This is a genomic window from Bacillus salipaludis, from assembly GCF_004358205.1.
Map to the genome: position 1 here is coordinate 231,985 of NZ_SMYO01000005.1, position 15,579 is coordinate 247,563.

The window sequence follows — 15,579 nt, forward strand, 5'->3', positions numbered from 1 at the left end:
TAAAACAGTCCAAAAGAAACTGGTAAAAACAATGGAAAGGGTAATATCGTTGTGGTAATTATTTTTTAGCTTTGTGGAGTGGGAATTATTGATTAAACCACAAAATATATATTTTAGTGTAAAACATGCTCAAAGTGTATTGTGGAAACCCAAGGGCAAAGTGCACAAGGAAGTCAAACTGTTCCATAGTCAAAAAGTAGTATTAAGACTCAAGGGTTTTCTTTGGCAAGTATCCTTAGACTGAAAAAATTAAGCTTTTTTCTAATGGCTTCGGGAGTAATTCCGATGCAGGTTTCATATTTCTTATTTTACCAGAATGCCTGCGTGTCCAGCTAAAATAGATATAAGAGAGGGGAGTAAATTGATAGTGGAAATATTTATATATTCATATATTTTCTTCTTAGGTTTATGTCTTGGCTCCTTCTATAACGTAGTCGGTCTACGGATTCCAATAAATCAATCAATCATAAAACCAAGGTCACATTGTCCAAATTGTAATCATACTTTATCCACGATAGATTTAATTCCAGTATTCTCATATGTAGTATTAAACGGGAAATGTCGGCGTTGTAAGGCGTCCATTTCTCTCTTTTATCCAATTATTGAAATGATAACAGGAATTCTTTTTATGTGTGCACCAATTATAATGGGCTGGTCATATGGGTTAATCGTTGCATGGACCCTTATCTCATTATTGGTTATTATTTCTGTTTCAGATATTAACTATATGATAATTCCTGATAAAGTTCTCCTCGTATTCTCTGCTCTTTTTTTTCTAGAGAGAGGGTTTTTTCCGCTTTTACCGTGGTGGGACTCAATTTTAGGGGCACTAGTCGGGTTTACTTTGCTTTTTATTATTGCAGTCTTGAGTAAAGGCGGTATGGGTGGCGGTGATATTAAGTTATACGGCGTAATTGGTTTCGTGATGGGGGTCAAGCTTGTATTGATTTCCTTCTTCCTAGCAACGTTTTTTGGAGCGTTTTGTGGTCTTATTGGAATGCTAATCGGAAAGGTGAAAAAAGGAAAACCTATACCTTTTGGACCTTTTATTGCTCTAGGTGCATTAGCAGCTTATTTTTTTGGCAATCAAATTTTTTATTGGTATCGATCCATGATGTAAGGAGTATTCAAAATGGCAATCAATTTCATGTTTGGTAAAAACAGAACATAAATAAAAAATTTGACGAAAGTCTACGATAACAAGACGACAAAAGTCTTGTTATTTTTTTTTGTCAATATGATAGGATGGAACAAATTAGCAGTTTGGTAGAGAGAGGTGTACAAATAGTGGACAAGCCCGATAAAAATGGCCGTACTATTACAATTAAATTAAATGGTGAACCACATACGTTTCAGGAAGAAATAAAAGAAGAGGAGAAAATAGAAACAAGGCAGCTACAGCCTGAAGTAATAGATGTAGAATCTAATCAGAAAGAAAAGGATGTTTTTTTGGAAACAGCTGCTGCCCAAGAGTCGATGGATGAAAGTTTCGATTGGATTATCCCTGAAACCGAAGAGCATGAAATCCAAGAATATAAAATTGTTCACCACCAAAAAAATAAGAATAGTACATTACCTAAGATTGCATCCTTTACTACCAACACCAAAAATAAAGATGGAAAGGGATTCCAATCCATCATTATTTCAGCCGTATTCGCTATCATCCTTGGCACCGGTTTTGGTTTTCTTATGCTTAAACTTGTCCTTACTGAACATAGCAATAAGCCAGCAACTGAGCAAGTCCTAACAGAAGAGCAAGGTGGCCAAAAAGCCGAAACACCTGCAGCAACAGGTGCAACAGCTTCAGTAAAGCCCATTACCACCTTTGTTATTCAGGGCGGTGTTTTTTCTTCAAAGGAGGGGGCCCAAGCAACTGCCGTTCAATTAGCGGAAAAAGAAGTACCTGCACAGTCAGTTGAAATTGACGGCAAACAGTATTTATTTTTAGGAGTGGCAAGTACGATTGATGATGCTAAAAAGCTTGGGAGTAAATATAAAGATGCTGGAATAACGGATGTATGGGCTAAATCACTCTCAGTTGATCAAAAGGATATCAATGGAGTAAATGCCGCTGATAAAACATTCCTCGACACAGTAGGTGCCGTCTACCAGGACCTTACTGAAGTAACAGCAGTTGCCCTATTATCAGAAAGTATTCCTGAGGAATCGTTTAAAACCGTATCCGCATTAATCGCGAAAACAGATAGTACGGCACTGAAAAATACAAAGGTAAAAAGCCTGCAAAATTTTCTGGCTATAGCTGCCGAAAAAGTAGCGAACTATCAAAAAAACAAAGATCAGAATAATCTTGTAGAAGCTCAACAAAATCTACTAAATTTTCTTTCCTTATATTATTCGCTGTAATCAAATTTCGACATCTGAAACACAAATCGCTATTTTCCGGGAAATGAATCTGCAAAAAAGCCTGTTCAAAAATGGACAGGCTTTTCATCATGAACATAAATTTAATTGTATAATTTGACAATTTTCTTCAAATTTTAACGATATATAAATTGTTTGCTCAGGCATAATCTGATACGATTGATTTGTATCTCCCTATGATGAAAAAAGCAAAAAGGTAAGGTGATGAAATGCAGAACCTCATTTTAGCCTCTTCTTCTCCACGGCGAAAAGAACTTCTAGAAAACCTCCGCCTATCTTTCGCAATTTCAAGTAGCGATGTTGATGAAAGCTTTGAACCACATCTTTCACCAGAAGAAGTCGTAGTGGAGCTTGCCAGCCGCAAAGCCCGGGTCATTTTTCAAGAGAACCCCGACGCTTTTGTGATTGGGGCTGATACCATCGTGGTTGCGAATGGCCAAATCTTAGGAAAGCCAGCGAATGAAGCAGAAGCTATCAGTATGTTAAGGAAACTTTCAGGAACACAGCATGAAGTATACACAGGTGTTGCCATTATTTCTTCAAAAAGCTCAACCCAGTTTTATGAAAAAACGGAAGTTTGGTTTTGGGAGTTAACGGATGAGGAAATTAACTTTTATGCGCAAAGTGGGGAACCGCTTGATAAAGCAGGTGCATATGGCATCCAAGGACTAGGGAGCATGCTTGTCAAAAAAATAAATGGAGATTATTTTGCGGTTGTCGGCCTGCCAGTTGCACGAACGGTTCGGGAATTAAAAAGGCTAGGCTATCCATTGCCGTATTAAGTGTTCATTAACTCCCAATGAAAAGGGAGGAAAAATAGTGTCCACTAATTCATTAATGATTCGGGATTTCCCACAGGATGAACGTCCAAGAGAACGTTTTATTCAACATGGTCCACAAAGCTTGTCCAATCATGAGCTCATTGCCATTTTACTAAGGACTGGTACAAAGGATGAATCCGTCCTGCAATTATCGAATCGCCTCTTAACCCATTTTGAAGGATTACGTTTGCTGAAATCGGCCACCTTGGAAGAAATTACTGAAATTAAAGGGATTGGTTCAGCAAAGGCGATTCAAATTCTTGCTGCTGTTGAAATTGGCAGAAGGATTGCCAATCTAAATTACAATGACCGCTATGTCATTCGCTCTCCGGAGGACGGGGCCAATTTTGTCATGAATGACATGCGCTTTTTGTCACAGGAGCACTTTGTCTGTCTGTATTTAAATACGAAAAATCAGGTGCTTCATAAACAAACCATTTTTATTGGCAGTTTGAATGCATCGATTGTACATCCTAGGGAAGTATTCCGTGAGGCATTAAAACGTTCGGCGGCTTCTATTATCGCTTTGCATAACCACCCCTCTGGAGATCCGTCTCCGAGCCGTGAGGATATTGAGGTGACGAAGCGTTTAGTTGAGTGTGGAAAAATGATTGGAATCGAGGTCCTTGATCATCTGATCATTGGTGAAAACAAATTTGTCTCACTCAAGGAAAAAGGTTATTTATAACAATAGGTTTTTATTTGACTCTAGGCTATAATATTAGTTATGATTTTTTAGGACTGTTTTGGAATTTTACGTTTTTTTTACAAACAATAAAGTTCGATTAAATGGTAAAGACATTACCTTTAAGATTAATTGCATTTTCGTATCAGAAAGGGAGATACAACGTATGTTTGGAATTGGTTCAAGAGACCTAGGAATTGATTTAGGCACAGCAAATACACTTGTATTTGTAAAAGGAAAAGGAATTGTATTACGTGAGCCATCTGTAGTGGCTTTACAAACCGATACAAAATCGATTATCGCTGTCGGAAATGACGCAAAAAATATGATTGGCCGTACACCAGGAAATGTTGTTGCCCTAAGGCCAATGAAGGACGGCGTCATCGCCGATTTTGAAACGACTGCCAAAATGATGAAGCATTATATCAGCCAGGCACAGAAGAACAAGGGTGTTTTTGCAGGTAAGCCATATGTCATGGTTTGTGTACCATCGGGAATTACTGCGGTTGAAGAAAGAGCAGTAATTGATGCAACACGTCAAGCTGGTGCGAAAGATGCCTATACGATTGAAGAGCCGTTTGCAGCTGCGATTGGGGCAAATCTCCCGGTCTGGGAACCAACAGGAAGCATGGTAGTGGATATTGGCGGCGGAACGACTGAAGTTGCCATCATTTCTTTAGGTGGTATCGTAACAAGCCAATCCATCCGCATTGCCGGGAATGATATGGACGAATCGATTATTTCGTTTATTCGTAAGAATTACAATTTAATGATTGGGGATCGTACTGCTGAAACAATCAAAATGGAAATTGGTTCTGCAGGTGATTTGGATGGAATTGAAAATATGGAAATCCGCGGCCGTGACTTATTAACTGGACTTCCAAAAACCATTGAAATTACAGCTAAAGAAATTGCGGTTGCCTTAAAAGACACCGTATATGCCATCGTTGACGCGGTGAAAAATACGCTTGAAAAAACTCCGCCGGAACTTGCGGCAGATATTATGGATCGCGGCATTGTGTTAACAGGCGGTGGAGCCCTTCTCAGAAACTTGGACAAGGTGATTAGTGAAGAAACTAAAATGCCGGTTCTTATCGCTGAAAACCCGCTTGACTGTGTGGCTATCGGAACAGGTAAAGCATTAGATCAAATTCACATATTTAAAAATAAAGCGAAAGACTCACGCTAGAAAAATAGAGGTGTATAAATCATGCCACAGTTCTTTTTGAATAAACGACTGATTGTTTTGCTTCTCAGCATTATTATTCTCGTGGCATTGATTGGGTTTTCTATGAGGGAGAGGAGTAAACTTACCTGGCCGGAGCAGTTTGTTAAAGACTCGGTCGGCTGGGTTCAATCCCTGGTTTCAAAGCCTGCGTATGTTGTTGCAGGCTTTTTTGAAAATCTCAAGGATTTAGAAAATACATATCAAGAAAATAAGGAATTAAAATCACGTGTCGAACAGATTGTCAGTCTTGAATCCCAGGTTCAAGATTTGAAAAAAGACAACGCAGATTTACGAAACGTTCTTGGTGAGAAAAAGACTCTGAGAGATTTTAAACCGCTGCCAGCTACCGTTATTGGCAGAAACCCTGATCGCTGGCATGAAATGATTATCATCGACAAAGGTAAAATTAATGGAATCAAGCAAAATATGGCGGTTGTTACCGCGAATGGACTAATTGGAAAAGTAAAAAATGTCAATCAATTTAGTTCGACTGTTCAATTATTAAGTGCAATGGATCCGAAAAACCGGATATCAGCTGTCGTTCAAGGGCAAAAAAATTCGTTTGGATTTGTTGAAGGCTTCGACAGCGAGAAGAAATTACTACAAGTAAAAACCATCCCATCAGGAGCGAAAATTAAGAAAGGACAAACCGTTGTCACCTCAGGTCTTGGCGGTGTGTTCCCAAAAGATTTGCCAATTGGGAAGGTAGTGGAAGTGAAACCGGACCAATATGGTCTGAATCAAACAGCATTAGTAAAACCTGGCGCGGATTTTTATGACATTCAAAATGTTTTGGTTATCACGAGAACGATGACTTCGCCTGATGTAGGACTGGTTGATAGTAAGGGGTTGGGATTGTGAAAAAATTCCTTCTTCCTCTTTTATTTTTGTTTTTATTTTTATTAGAAAGTCTTTTTGTGCAATTAGTTCCTGCAGATATTTTTGGACCCCGTAAAATGTGGGTTCCGCATTTTTTATTTTCTGCCGTTCTTTTTCTGACTATTTATGGCGGCAGAAAGTACGGCATTATTTACGGTGCTGTTTTTGGGCTGCTATTTGATATTGTTTATACGGAAATCCTTGGAATTAACCTTTTTCTTTATCCGTTTGTAGCCTATATCGTTGCAAAAATTATGCATGTATTGCAAAACAATATTATTGTTGCATTTATCGTTTCTCTTTTCGGAATTGGGCTATTAGAGATTGGTGTGTACGAAATGGATTCCTTAATTCATGTGACACAGCTTAGTTTTATGAGCTTTGTCGAAATGCGTATTTACCCAACTCTACTTTTTAATGCAATCTTTTTACTTCTGGCCGGCTATCCCTTCAAAAAATATTTTGAAAAATATTCTCAAGTATTACGGGACGAATAATGAATTAAAAAAGAGGAGAATAGACTGGGCGTGTCGAATTTATATAGTGCGTGTACTCTGACTCATTTAAATGCATGATTTTCATGCATTTTTTGGCTGGTAAGAAAGTATAAACTTATTCTAAGTTAATACTTTCTTCCTGCGCATAAGTGCAACTACGCCTCTGTCTTCGCCCTTACGGGCTCGCCAGTCGGCGAGTTTTCTTTAAATCCTTTGGGGATTGTGTTTGATCGACGGCGCAGCCCTTTTCTTTAAACTTGAGGTGAAAATTCTCCATGAAAAAACGACAAAATGTAACGATAAAGGGAACAAAGGAAGGCTTGGTCCTTCAACTAGATGACTGCTGTTCCTATGAGGAACTTAAAAAAGAACTGGATGAAAAGCTTTCTACTAACCTAAGAACCGAGGAAGACAGTCATTTCCTTGCGGTAAAGGTGAATGTAGGAAACCGATTTTTAAGTGATGATCAAAGGGAAGAACTTAAAAACCTAATTCGGCAGAAAAAGAATTTGGTTGTTGATGATATTGAATCAAATGTAATTACGAAAGAGGAAGCGAAACGGTTAAAGGCAGTAGATGAAGTCGTAACGGTTTCAAGAATCATTCGTTCAGGCCAAGTATTAGAGGTTCCAGGGGATTTATTGTTGATTGGTGACGTAAACCCTGGAGGAACGGTTATGGCCGGTGGCAATATTTTTATTATGGGAACATTAAAAGGAATTGCCCATGCAGGCTGTACAGGAAACGACGAAGCGATTATTGCCGCATCCAATATGAGGCCAACACAGTTAAGGATTAGCGATTGCTTAAATCGAGCACCCGACATTGTTCAAGATAAAGAAAAACATGAAATGGAATGTGCCTACATAGATGAGGACCGAAAAATCAGCGTAGATAGATTACAAGCTTTAATACATTTAAGACCTAATTTAACAAGATTAGAAGGGGGACAATAAAGTGGGAGAAGCTATAGTAATTACATCTGGTAAGGGTGGCGTCGGCAAAACAACGACTTCTGCTAATATTGGGACATCTCTGGCCCTTCAAGGAAAAAAGGTTTGCTTAGTCGATACAGATATTGGTCTTCGGAACTTGGATGTTGTGATGGGACTTGAGAATCGTATTATCTATGACCTTGTTGATGTCATTGAGAAAAGATGTAAAATTCATCAAGCATTGGTCAAGGACAAACGCTTTGATGATTTATTGTATTTGTTGCCTGCCGCTCAGACTGTTGATAAATCTGCGGTGAAACCGGAGCAAATGAAAGAGTTAATTACCCAACTAAAACAAGACTATGATTATATTATCATCGATTGCCCGGCTGGTATTGAGCAGGGCTTTCAGAATGCTGTTGCCGGGGCTGATAAAGCGATTGTGATTACTACCCCAGAGGCTTCTGCTATTCGTGATGCGGACCGGGTGATCGGTCTTCTCGAAAAAGAACAACATATGGAGCCGCCGAAATTAGTAATTAACCGGATTCGCAACCAAATGATGAAAAACGGCGATATGCTGGATGTCGATGAAATCACTCAGCATTTGTCGATTGAGCTTTTTGGGATTGTGGCGGATGATGAGGAAGTCATTCGCGCAAGCAATCACGGGGAGCCGATTGCAATGGATCCAAACAGTAAAGCATCGCTTGCTTATCGGAATATTGCCAGAAGAATTCTTGGCGAATCCATTCCTCTCCAGTCCTTAGAAGAACCGAATAAAGGTATGTTCACAAGGCTTAAAAAGTTTTTCGGTGTAAGATAATTTATAGATTTGTAAGTCTGTTCACAGGGCGTGGACAGGCTTTTTTTGATGTTGGTATTTTCTTTCCACTTTTATTAATATATTTTCCAGTTTAGGTAAAATACTTTCCATTTCAAAACCCACATATCAAGATAACAAACCAAGGATTTTTTTGAAGAGTCATACTCCTTAAATCTCTTTCATAAACTTGTACAAAAAGTGGGAAAAGGGTTGATGGATATGGCGCGGTCGACACCGGATGAAATACGCAAAAGAATCAATAAACGGAAAAAAGAAATAGGTATGCAAGAAAGAAATCCAGACCGCCAGCTGGCTTGGCCTGGGGAAGAAGAAAAGTACGGGTTCAATCATGTATCTTCCTATGGAAGTGGACCAGATGACGAAGGGCACCCGCTGTTTCGCATGGAAGTTTTTATTTTTAAAATACTGGCTTCAGTGTGTCTTTTTTTAGTAGTTGCGATTTTGTTTCGAAATCATACAGCAACATTTGACCAAGCCAGGAATGTAGTCCGAACCACAATGGACAAGGAGTTTAAATTTGCAGTAGTATCCCAGTGGTATGAAGAAAAGTTTGGCAAGCCACTTGCTTTGCTGCCTTTTAATGAACCGAAAAAAGAAAAGCAAACAGAAACAGATACAGCAGAAAAGCCTGCCTTGCCTGCAACCGGTAAAGTTCTAGAAAACTTTGAGAAAAACGGGCAGGGGATTATGATTGAAACGGCAAACGGAGCCTCGGTCAGAGCGATGAATGGGGGAACTGTTACATTTTCAGGTGTAAAGGATGGCATCGGAAAGACAGTCATTATCCAGCACTCCGATGGAACAGAAACCTGGTATGGGAACTTAGCTGACATTCAAGTCAAACTTTATGATTATGTGGAAAAAAGAAAAGTGGTCGGAACGGTATCATCAAGTGAAGAGAAATCAAAGGGTACGTACTATTTTGCCATTAAAAAAGGGGATGATTTTATCGACCCGGTCCAGGTGATCCGCTTTGAGTAGAGTGAGAGATTTACTTCAACAGGTTTATATTCATCCACTGTTATGGATTATTGTCGCACTTTCGATTGCAACCGCACATTTTCGAGAGGTTTGTCTATTGTTAGGAATTATTTTTATACATGAAATGGGGCATGCGGCTGCAGCTTCATTTTTTTCATGGAGAATTAAAAAAATAACGCTCCTGCCGTTTGGCGGGGTTGCTGAAATGGATGAACACGGCAATCGTCCGTTAAAGGAAGAGGCAATAGTTGTCCTTGCCGGCCCTTTACAGCATGTCTGGATGGTCGGTCTTGGCTTTTTGCTCTACTCCAATTCCTTGGTGTCTGCAGATTTATTTTATTTATTTTTCCAATACAATTTAATGATACTCATTTTTAATCTTTTTCCGGTGTGGCCGCTTGATGGCGGTAAGTTAGTCTTTTTATTCATGTCACTCAAAAAATCGTTTCCATTCGCGCACCGGGTCACATTGCAGATTTCCTTTATCAGTCTCACCATTTTCTCGTTGCTGATACTTTTTACCGCTCCGTATCATCTCAATGTCTGGGTGGTCATCGCGTTTCTGTATTTCTCGCTTTACCACGAGTGGAAGCAGCGTCGCTTTATTTTCATGCGTTTTCTGCTTGAACGCTATTACGGCAAGAAAAGTGATTTACACTTATTAAAACCGATTCAAGCGAACGAACATGATTTGTTAATTCATGTCCTCGAAAAATTTCAACGCGGCTGCAAGCATCCGATTATTGTTGAGGGGAACGGCATGGAAAAAGGAATGTTAGATGAAAATGAGCTGTTGCACGCTTATTTCACAGAAAAACGCTTAACCGACAAAGTTAGTGATTTGCTGTTTATGTTTTGAGAATCGGGTTTGGGGCAATCTGCTAGTAAAAGGTGGTTTAGCGCCAGTGAGATTGGCTATCCGACAATAGGCGTAGTCTACCCGACAATAGGAACAGCTTATCCGACAATAGGAACAGCTTATCCGACAATAGGAACAGCTTATCCGACAATAGGAACACAGTCTATCCGACAATTGAAGCACGCTATCCGACAGTTGGCTCTCCTCTCCAAAAAGGGTATAATAAATGCATCAAAAATAAAGTGGGGCCGCCCGATTGGATCAATTAATCATCAATTATCAGTCAAGAGAAAAAAGATTTGCATTCATGCGAAATCATAAGGTGGAAAAAATGGTTTTTGACCGGCCAGAGCAGCGTTCTTTGGTCGGTAATATTTATTATGGGACCGTTTCAAAGGTACTCCCCGGAATGAATGCCGTATTTGTCGACATTGGCGAAGAAAAACACGCCTATTTGCACCGGGACCTGCTGCCTTCCTATGTTTTATCATTAGATAAAATAAATGAAAAAAAGGGCATCTCAACATTTGTTCATCAAGGTGAAAAGCTGCTCGTACAGGTGAACAAAGATGCGACAGGAACAAAAGGGATGCGGGTAACAGGGATTATTGAAATCCAGGGAAATCAGCTCATCTACATGCCGCAAGGCCGCTATGTGGCGGTATCGAAAAAAATTGCCGATGATAACGAGAAAGCCAGCCTCCGCCGGATTGGCCATCAGCTCAAAACAGCCGACGAGGGAATTATTTTTCGCACCTCAAGTTTATTTGCAACAGAAGAAGAAATACATCAAGAACTTGAACAACTAAGAGTTCAACATCATGAATTAATGAAGCAGGCTGAAACCTTTAAAAAGCCCGGGTTGATTTTTCAAAAAGATACATTCGTTGAAATGCTAATCGAAGTGATGGCAAATATGGATAACGGCGAAGTCCTCGTAGATGATCTTTCATTAAAAAGAATATTAGAGGAACACAATCAAAACGCCACGGTAAGCTATTACGGCGGGAAGGAAAATATTTTCGCGGTGAACCGGGTTGAGCATGAAATCGACAAAGCGCTCAAACGGGTCGTTTGGCTCGAAAATGGTTCCTATCTTATTTTCGATGAAACGGAAGCATTAACGATTATTGATGTGAATACTGGCAAGTTCTCTGGAAAAAGCGACTATCAGGAAACTGTATTAAAAACAAACCTCTTGGCAGCAAAGGAAATTTGCCGGCAGCTGCGCCTTCGTGATATTGGCGGCATAGTCCTGATTGATTTTATTGATATGCATCGCGAGCAGGACAAGCAGTCAGTATTGGCAGTTTTTGAACAGAATAAAGATGAGAATCGTATTAAGTTGATTGGCTATACACCACTGGGCATTTTGCAGCTGACACGAAAGAAAACAAAGGTTTCCTTGTCAGAAGCGTTAACGGTTAAATGTTCCGTTTGTGAGGGAACGGGCAGAATTTTAAGTCAAGAAACGGTGGCTTTCCGGCTTGAAAGGGAATTAGTCGAGCACCGGAATGGAGATTTTGAAGCGGTGCTGGTGGAAACAACGAAAGAGGTAAAAGAAGCAATGGCACATCACCTTGAATTCTTAGAGGAATCTCTTAAATTTAAAGTTTATTTTTCCGTGAAGCCAAATCCAAGCCATTATTATCTATTAAAACAATTTGGTGAAGAAAGTGAGATGGCCCAAAAAGCTGGCGATTTCTATTGACACTTTCGTTTAAAATATGTTAGTATCTTAATGTTATGTTTGTAGCACCCGTGCTACAACCGCACAGAACAGGTAGTAAGTTTTATGCTTAAAGCATAGACGCCTGTGTATGGCGAGTCTGAGTTTATAAGGAGGTGCAGTTCATGTACGCAATTATCGAAACTGGCGGTAAGCAATTGAAAGTTGAAGAAGGCCAAGCAATCTACATTGAAAAATTAGATGCAGAAGCTGGTGAAACAGTTACTTTTGACAAGGTCCTTTTCGTTGGCGGTGAAGATGTAAAAGTAGGAAGCCCTGTTGTTGCAGGTGCTACAGTTACAGCTAAAGTTGAAAAACAAGGCCGTGCGAAGAAAATCATTGTTTTCAAGTACAAAGCGAAGAAAAACAACCGTAAGAAGCAAGGTCATCGTCAACCTTACACTAAAGTAGTCATCGAAAAAATCAACGCGTAAGGTGTTGAAATATAGATGATTGGAATTACGATTGATCGTAATCATTCCGGTGAAATTCAATCCTTCGAAATAAGCGGACATGCTTTTTTTGCCGACCGAGGCAAGGATATCGTCTGTGCAGGCGCATCTGCCGTTTCAGTTGGAGCTATCAATGCTGTTCATGCCATTACTGGTGTGACACCAATGATTGAACAGGGAGATGGTTTTCTCCGCTGTGTCATTCCTGATCATTTATCAGCTGACATACATGAGAAAATCCAGATTCTTCTCGAAGGTATGGTCGTTTCATTACGAACGATTGAAGAAGAGTACGGAACGCACATAAAAATTACCTTCAAAAAGCAGGAGGTGGAATAAATGTTATTAAAATTAGATCTTCAGTTGTTTGCATCTAAAAAGGGAGTAGGTTCTACCAAGAACGGACGTGACTCTATCGCAAAGCGCCTTGGTGCTAAGCGTGCAGACGGTCAATTCGTAACTGGTGGTTCAATCCTTTACCGTCAACGCGGTACAAAGATTTACCCAGGTGAAAACGTAGGCCGCGGCGGAGACGACACTCTTTTTGCAAAAATCGACGGCGTTGTAAAATTCGAACGTTTAGGTCGTGACCGTAAGAAAGTGAGCGTTTATCCAGTAGCTCAAGAAGCTTAAGCTTTTAATAAAACTCTAACCGGTTGGTTAGAGTTTTATTTTTGCAGATGTGAGAAAAAATTGCCAATTGGAATGATGGGAAATCATCCGAAACTCCATAAGTACTTCTTCATAAAAGCCGCTTTTTTTCCTCATTTGGACATAATTCGCAAAAAAACGCTTACTCATGGTTGCTTTTTTGATATACTATCAGAAAACGGTTATCGGACAATTAATGTGGGAGTGCAGGGAATGAAGGATCTAGATATTGTTGAAGTGCTTCGGCATTCGCGGCACGATTGGTTAAATCGGCTGCAATTGATAAAAGGAAATTTAGATTTAAATAAAATTGATCGGGCTAAAGAAATCATCGATGAGATTGTCATTGACACGCAGCAGGAATCAAAGCTCTCCAATTTACAGATGCCGATGTTTGCTTCATTGCTTTTAAAATCCAATTGGGATCAACCACATTTTCAGCTTGAATTTGAGGTTCTATCCGATGGGGATTTTATAAAAATAGATGATGCATTATTAACAAATTGGACAAAGTCCTTATTTTTACATTTAAATCAAGCAATTGAAGTATTTGGTGAAAACCATTTATCGATTACCATTGACCCGCAAATTGATGGTGCTCGTTTCTTTTTCGATTTTAGCGGGATAATAATAAAAAGTGAACTGATTGAACAATTCCTTTCTGAATCTCAAGGACCTGAACTGGTTCATGAAGTAAAGGAATTTTCTGAAAACGAACTCGCATTAGAAGTTTTTATGCCTTTTTTAAAAAGAGGATAGGGCTTCGCGATTCTCGTTGGTAGATCAGTTTGTTAAATGCAGACGGGAGGTCTACAACAAAATGTTTGTCGATCAAGTGAAAGTATATGTTAAGGGTGGAGATGGCGGCAATGGTATGGTCGCATTCCGCCGTGAAAAATATGTTCCAAATGGTGGTCCTGCAGGCGGGGACGGCGGAAAGGGTGCAAACGTCGTATTTGTCGTTGAAGAAGGTTTGCGCACACTAATGGATTTCCGCTATCAGCGTCATTTTAAGGCACCGCGCGGGGAGCATGGCATGTCAAAAAGCATGCATGGAAGAAATGCAAAAGATATGGTTATTAAGGTACCACCGGGAACGGTTGTAACTGATGCAGAAACAAAGGAAGTCATTGCTGACCTTGTTGAACATGGCCAACGTGCTGTTATTGCTAAAGGCGGCCGTGGCGGCAGGGGAAATAACCGCTTTGCCACACCGGCCAATCCGGCTCCGGAAATTGCTGAAAATGGTGAGCCGGGTCAGGAGCGCGATGTAATCCTTGAATTAAAATTGCTCGCTGATGTTGGGCTTGTAGGATTCCCAAGTGTCGGGAAATCCACTTTATTATCGGTTGTTTCAGCGGCTAGGCCGAAAATTGCCGAATATCATTTTACGACGATTGTTCCTAACCTTGGCATGGTGGAAACGGAAGATAACCGAAGTTTCGTCATGGCTGATTTACCTGGATTGATTGAGGGGGCCCATGAAGGTGTAGGCCTTGGCCATCAATTTTTACGGCATATCGAAAGGACCCGTGTCATTGTCCATGTCATTGATATGGCAGCGACAGAGGGCAGAGATCCGTACGAGGATTATTTGACCATTAATAAGGAATTAAAAGAATATAATCTAAGGCTGACCGAGCGTCCGCAAATTATTGTTGCGAATAAGATCGACATGCCGGATGCGGAAGAAAATCTGCAAAAATTTAAAGAGCGCTTGGAAGACGATTATCCAATTTTTCCGATTTCCGCTTTAACAAGAAAAGGGCTGCGCGATTTATTATTTGCGATTGCTGATAAATTGGAGGAGACACCGGAGTTCCCTCTTGAGCATGAAGAGGAACAAACAGGTGTACATCGTGTTCTATATAAACATGAGAAGGACCCTGACCACTTTAAAATTACGAGAGAGCCAGATGGTTCATTTGTAGTTTCTGGCGAAAAGGTGGAAAGGCTGTTTAAGATGACAGACTTTTCTCGTGAAGAATCTGTCCGCCGTTTCTCGCGGCAGCTTCGTGGTCTTGGGGTGGATGATGCCTTAAGGCAAAGAGGAGCAAAAGATGGGGATATCGTAAAATTGCTGGAGTTTGAATTTGAATTTATAGAGTAGCCTTCCTTGGTGGTTGGAGGTATAGAGATGAAAAGGAATAGAGTAGAGAAAAAATTCTATTTAGTACGTGAGGATGTTCTTCCGGAGGCAATGAAAAAAACGATTGATGCGAAGGAATTGCTTGAACGGGGTAAGGTGGAATCCGTCCAGGAAGCTGTCCAGCAAACCGATTTAAGCCGAAGCGCGTTTTATAAATATAGGGATACTGTTTTTCCTTTTTCGTCGATTAAAAAAGAAAAATTGGTCTCGCTCTTTTTTCATTTAGAAGATCGTTCCGGTACCCTTTCAAAATTGCTAAGTGTTGTTGCTTCGTCAGGCTGTAACTTGTTAACGATTCACCAAACCATCCCTCTCCAGGGCCGCGCGAATGTGACGCTTTCCATGAATACGGGGAACATGACCATGGAAATTGATGAGTTATTAACAGAATTAAAAAAGCTCGAATTTGTAGAGAATGTGGAAGTGCTGGGAACAGGTGCATAAGGAGGAGTTGTTTGTTCCTTATGAAAGCTGCTCCTAGCTT

At 40.1% G+C, this 15,579-nt stretch carries 18 protein-coding genes, 1 pseudogene and 1 other annotated feature; all 19 genes and pseudogenes read left to right on the forward strand.

What is annotated here, in order from left to right; all coding sequences use genetic code 11:
• Positions 1-316: 316 nt before the first annotated feature.
• Positions 317-625: pseudogene (locus tag E2K98_RS32230) on the forward strand (prepilin peptidase); the annotation flags it as partial.
• Between the two features lie 3 nt (positions 626-628).
• Complete coding sequence (locus tag E2K98_RS32235; RefSeq protein WP_328591975.1) at positions 629-1,120, forward strand: prepilin peptidase; 492 nt, start codon at positions 629-631, stop codon at positions 1,118-1,120.
• A gap of 167 nt (positions 1,121-1,287) precedes the next feature.
• Positions 1,288-2,364 carry an SPOR domain-containing protein gene (locus E2K98_RS11740; RefSeq protein WP_133334417.1) on the forward strand — a complete coding sequence of 359 codons (1,077 nt, stop codon included), beginning with the start codon at positions 1,288-1,290 and terminating at the stop codon, positions 2,362-2,364.
• Positions 2,365-2,591: 227 nt separating this feature from the next.
• Positions 2,592-3,164 carry a Maf family protein gene (locus E2K98_RS11745; protein ID WP_133334418.1) on the forward strand — a complete coding sequence of 191 codons (573 nt, stop codon included), beginning with the start codon at positions 2,592-2,594 and terminating at the stop codon, positions 3,162-3,164.
• Positions 3,165-3,219: 55 nt separating this feature from the next.
• Complete coding sequence (gene radC / locus E2K98_RS11750) at positions 3,220-3,891, forward strand: RadC family protein (RefSeq protein WP_197031363.1); 672 nt, start codon at positions 3,220-3,222, stop codon at positions 3,889-3,891.
• Between the two features lie 163 nt (positions 3,892-4,054).
• Positions 4,055-5,077, forward strand: coding sequence for a rod shape-determining protein (locus E2K98_RS11755; RefSeq protein WP_133334419.1), 1,023 nt, complete (start codon positions 4,055-4,057; stop codon positions 5,075-5,077).
• A gap of 21 nt (positions 5,078-5,098) precedes the next feature.
• A complete protein-coding gene (gene mreC / locus E2K98_RS11760; protein ID WP_133334420.1) occupies positions 5,099-5,977 on the forward strand; it encodes a rod shape-determining protein MreC in 879 nt (292 codons plus the stop codon).
• Positions 5,974-6,492 (forward strand): rod shape-determining protein MreD, encoded by a 519-nt coding sequence (gene mreD, locus E2K98_RS11765; protein ID WP_133334421.1) that lies wholly within the window; start codon positions 5,974-5,976, stop codon positions 6,490-6,492. Before mreC ends, mreD begins: the two co-directional genes overlap by 4 nt.
• A gap of 275 nt (positions 6,493-6,767) precedes the next feature.
• Positions 6,768-7,448, forward strand: a complete 681-nt coding sequence (minC, locus tag E2K98_RS11770; RefSeq protein WP_133334422.1) for a septum site-determining protein MinC — start codon at positions 6,768-6,770, stop codon at positions 7,446-7,448.
• 1 nt (position 7,449) lies between these two features.
• Positions 7,450-8,253: a septum site-determining protein MinD gene (minD, locus tag E2K98_RS11775; protein WP_026572307.1), complete on the forward strand. Its 804-nt coding sequence runs from the start codon at positions 7,450-7,452 to the stop codon at positions 8,251-8,253.
• A 219-nt stretch (positions 8,254-8,472) separates the two neighbouring features.
• On the forward strand, positions 8,473-9,255 hold the full coding sequence (locus tag E2K98_RS11780; RefSeq protein ID WP_133334423.1) for a M23 family metallopeptidase: 783 nt from the start codon (positions 8,473-8,475) through the stop codon (positions 9,253-9,255).
• Positions 9,248-10,114 carry a M50 family metallopeptidase gene (locus E2K98_RS11785; protein WP_133334424.1) on the forward strand — a complete coding sequence of 289 codons (867 nt, stop codon included), beginning with the start codon at positions 9,248-9,250 and terminating at the stop codon, positions 10,112-10,114. The genes E2K98_RS11780 and E2K98_RS11785 overlap by 8 nt, the downstream gene beginning before the upstream one ends.
• Positions 10,115-10,370: 256 nt before the next feature.
• Positions 10,371-11,825 (forward strand): Rne/Rng family ribonuclease, encoded by a 1,455-nt coding sequence (locus E2K98_RS11790; protein WP_133334425.1) that lies wholly within the window; start codon positions 10,371-10,373, stop codon positions 11,823-11,825.
• Between the two features lie 47 nt (positions 11,826-11,872).
• Positions 11,873-11,955 (forward strand) — a sequence feature (ribosomal protein L21 leader region).
• Between the two features lie 13 nt (positions 11,956-11,968).
• Positions 11,969-12,277 (forward strand): 50S ribosomal protein L21, encoded by a 309-nt coding sequence (gene rplU, locus E2K98_RS11795; RefSeq protein ID WP_026572311.1) that lies wholly within the window; start codon positions 11,969-11,971, stop codon positions 12,275-12,277.
• A 15-nt stretch (positions 12,278-12,292) separates the two neighbouring features.
• Positions 12,293-12,634: a ribosomal-processing cysteine protease Prp gene (locus E2K98_RS11800; protein WP_026572312.1), complete on the forward strand. Its 342-nt coding sequence runs from the start codon at positions 12,293-12,295 to the stop codon at positions 12,632-12,634.
• Complete coding sequence (gene rpmA / locus E2K98_RS11805; RefSeq protein ID WP_026572313.1) at positions 12,635-12,928, forward strand: 50S ribosomal protein L27; 294 nt, start codon at positions 12,635-12,637, stop codon at positions 12,926-12,928.
• 231 nt (positions 12,929-13,159) lie between these two features.
• Positions 13,160-13,705: a Spo0B C-terminal domain-containing protein gene (locus tag E2K98_RS11810; RefSeq protein WP_133334426.1), complete on the forward strand. Its 546-nt coding sequence runs from the start codon at positions 13,160-13,162 to the stop codon at positions 13,703-13,705.
• A 61-nt stretch (positions 13,706-13,766) separates the two neighbouring features.
• A complete protein-coding gene (gene obgE, locus E2K98_RS11815) occupies positions 13,767-15,056 on the forward strand; it encodes a GTPase ObgE (protein ID WP_133334427.1) in 1,290 nt (429 codons plus the stop codon).
• Positions 15,057-15,083: 27 nt separating this feature from the next.
• Positions 15,084-15,539, forward strand: coding sequence for an ACT domain-containing protein (locus tag E2K98_RS11820; RefSeq protein WP_133334428.1), 456 nt, complete (start codon positions 15,084-15,086; stop codon positions 15,537-15,539).
• Positions 15,540-15,579 lie beyond the last annotated feature (40 nt).

Excerpts from the sequence above, each read along its gene's own strand:
- E2K98_RS11810 (WP_133334426.1), top strand. The coding sequence starts at position 13,160 with ATGAAGGATCTAGATATTGTTGAAGTGCTTCGGCATTCGCGGCACGAT.
- obgE (WP_133334427.1), top strand. The coding sequence starts at position 13,767 with ATGTTTGTCGATCAAGTGAAAGTATATGTTAAGGGTGGAGATGGCGGC.
- E2K98_RS32235 (WP_328591975.1), top strand. The coding sequence starts at position 629 with ATGTGTGCACCAATTATAATGGGCTGGTCATATGGGTTAATCGTTGCA.
- radC (WP_197031363.1), top strand. The coding sequence starts at position 3,220 with ATGATTCGGGATTTCCCACAGGATGAACGTCCAAGAGAACGTTTTATT.
- rplU (WP_026572311.1), top strand. The coding sequence starts at position 11,969 with ATGTACGCAATTATCGAAACTGGCGGTAAGCAATTGAAAGTTGAAGAA.
- E2K98_RS11755 (WP_133334419.1), top strand. The coding sequence starts at position 4,055 with ATGTTTGGAATTGGTTCAAGAGACCTAGGAATTGATTTAGGCACAGCA.
- E2K98_RS11745 (WP_133334418.1), top strand. The coding sequence starts at position 2,592 with ATGCAGAACCTCATTTTAGCCTCTTCTTCTCCACGGCGAAAAGAACTT.
- E2K98_RS11780 (WP_133334423.1), top strand. The coding sequence starts at position 8,473 with ATGGCGCGGTCGACACCGGATGAAATACGCAAAAGAATCAATAAACGG.
- minC (WP_133334422.1), top strand. The coding sequence starts at position 6,768 with ATGAAAAAACGACAAAATGTAACGATAAAGGGAACAAAGGAAGGCTTG.
- rpmA (WP_026572313.1), top strand. The coding sequence starts at position 12,635 with ATGTTATTAAAATTAGATCTTCAGTTGTTTGCATCTAAAAAGGGAGTA.
- mreC (WP_133334420.1), top strand. The coding sequence starts at position 5,099 with ATGCCACAGTTCTTTTTGAATAAACGACTGATTGTTTTGCTTCTCAGC.
- E2K98_RS11820 (WP_133334428.1), top strand. The coding sequence starts at position 15,084 with ATGAAAAGGAATAGAGTAGAGAAAAAATTCTATTTAGTACGTGAGGAT.
- E2K98_RS11800 (WP_026572312.1), top strand. The coding sequence starts at position 12,293 with ATGATTGGAATTACGATTGATCGTAATCATTCCGGTGAAATTCAATCC.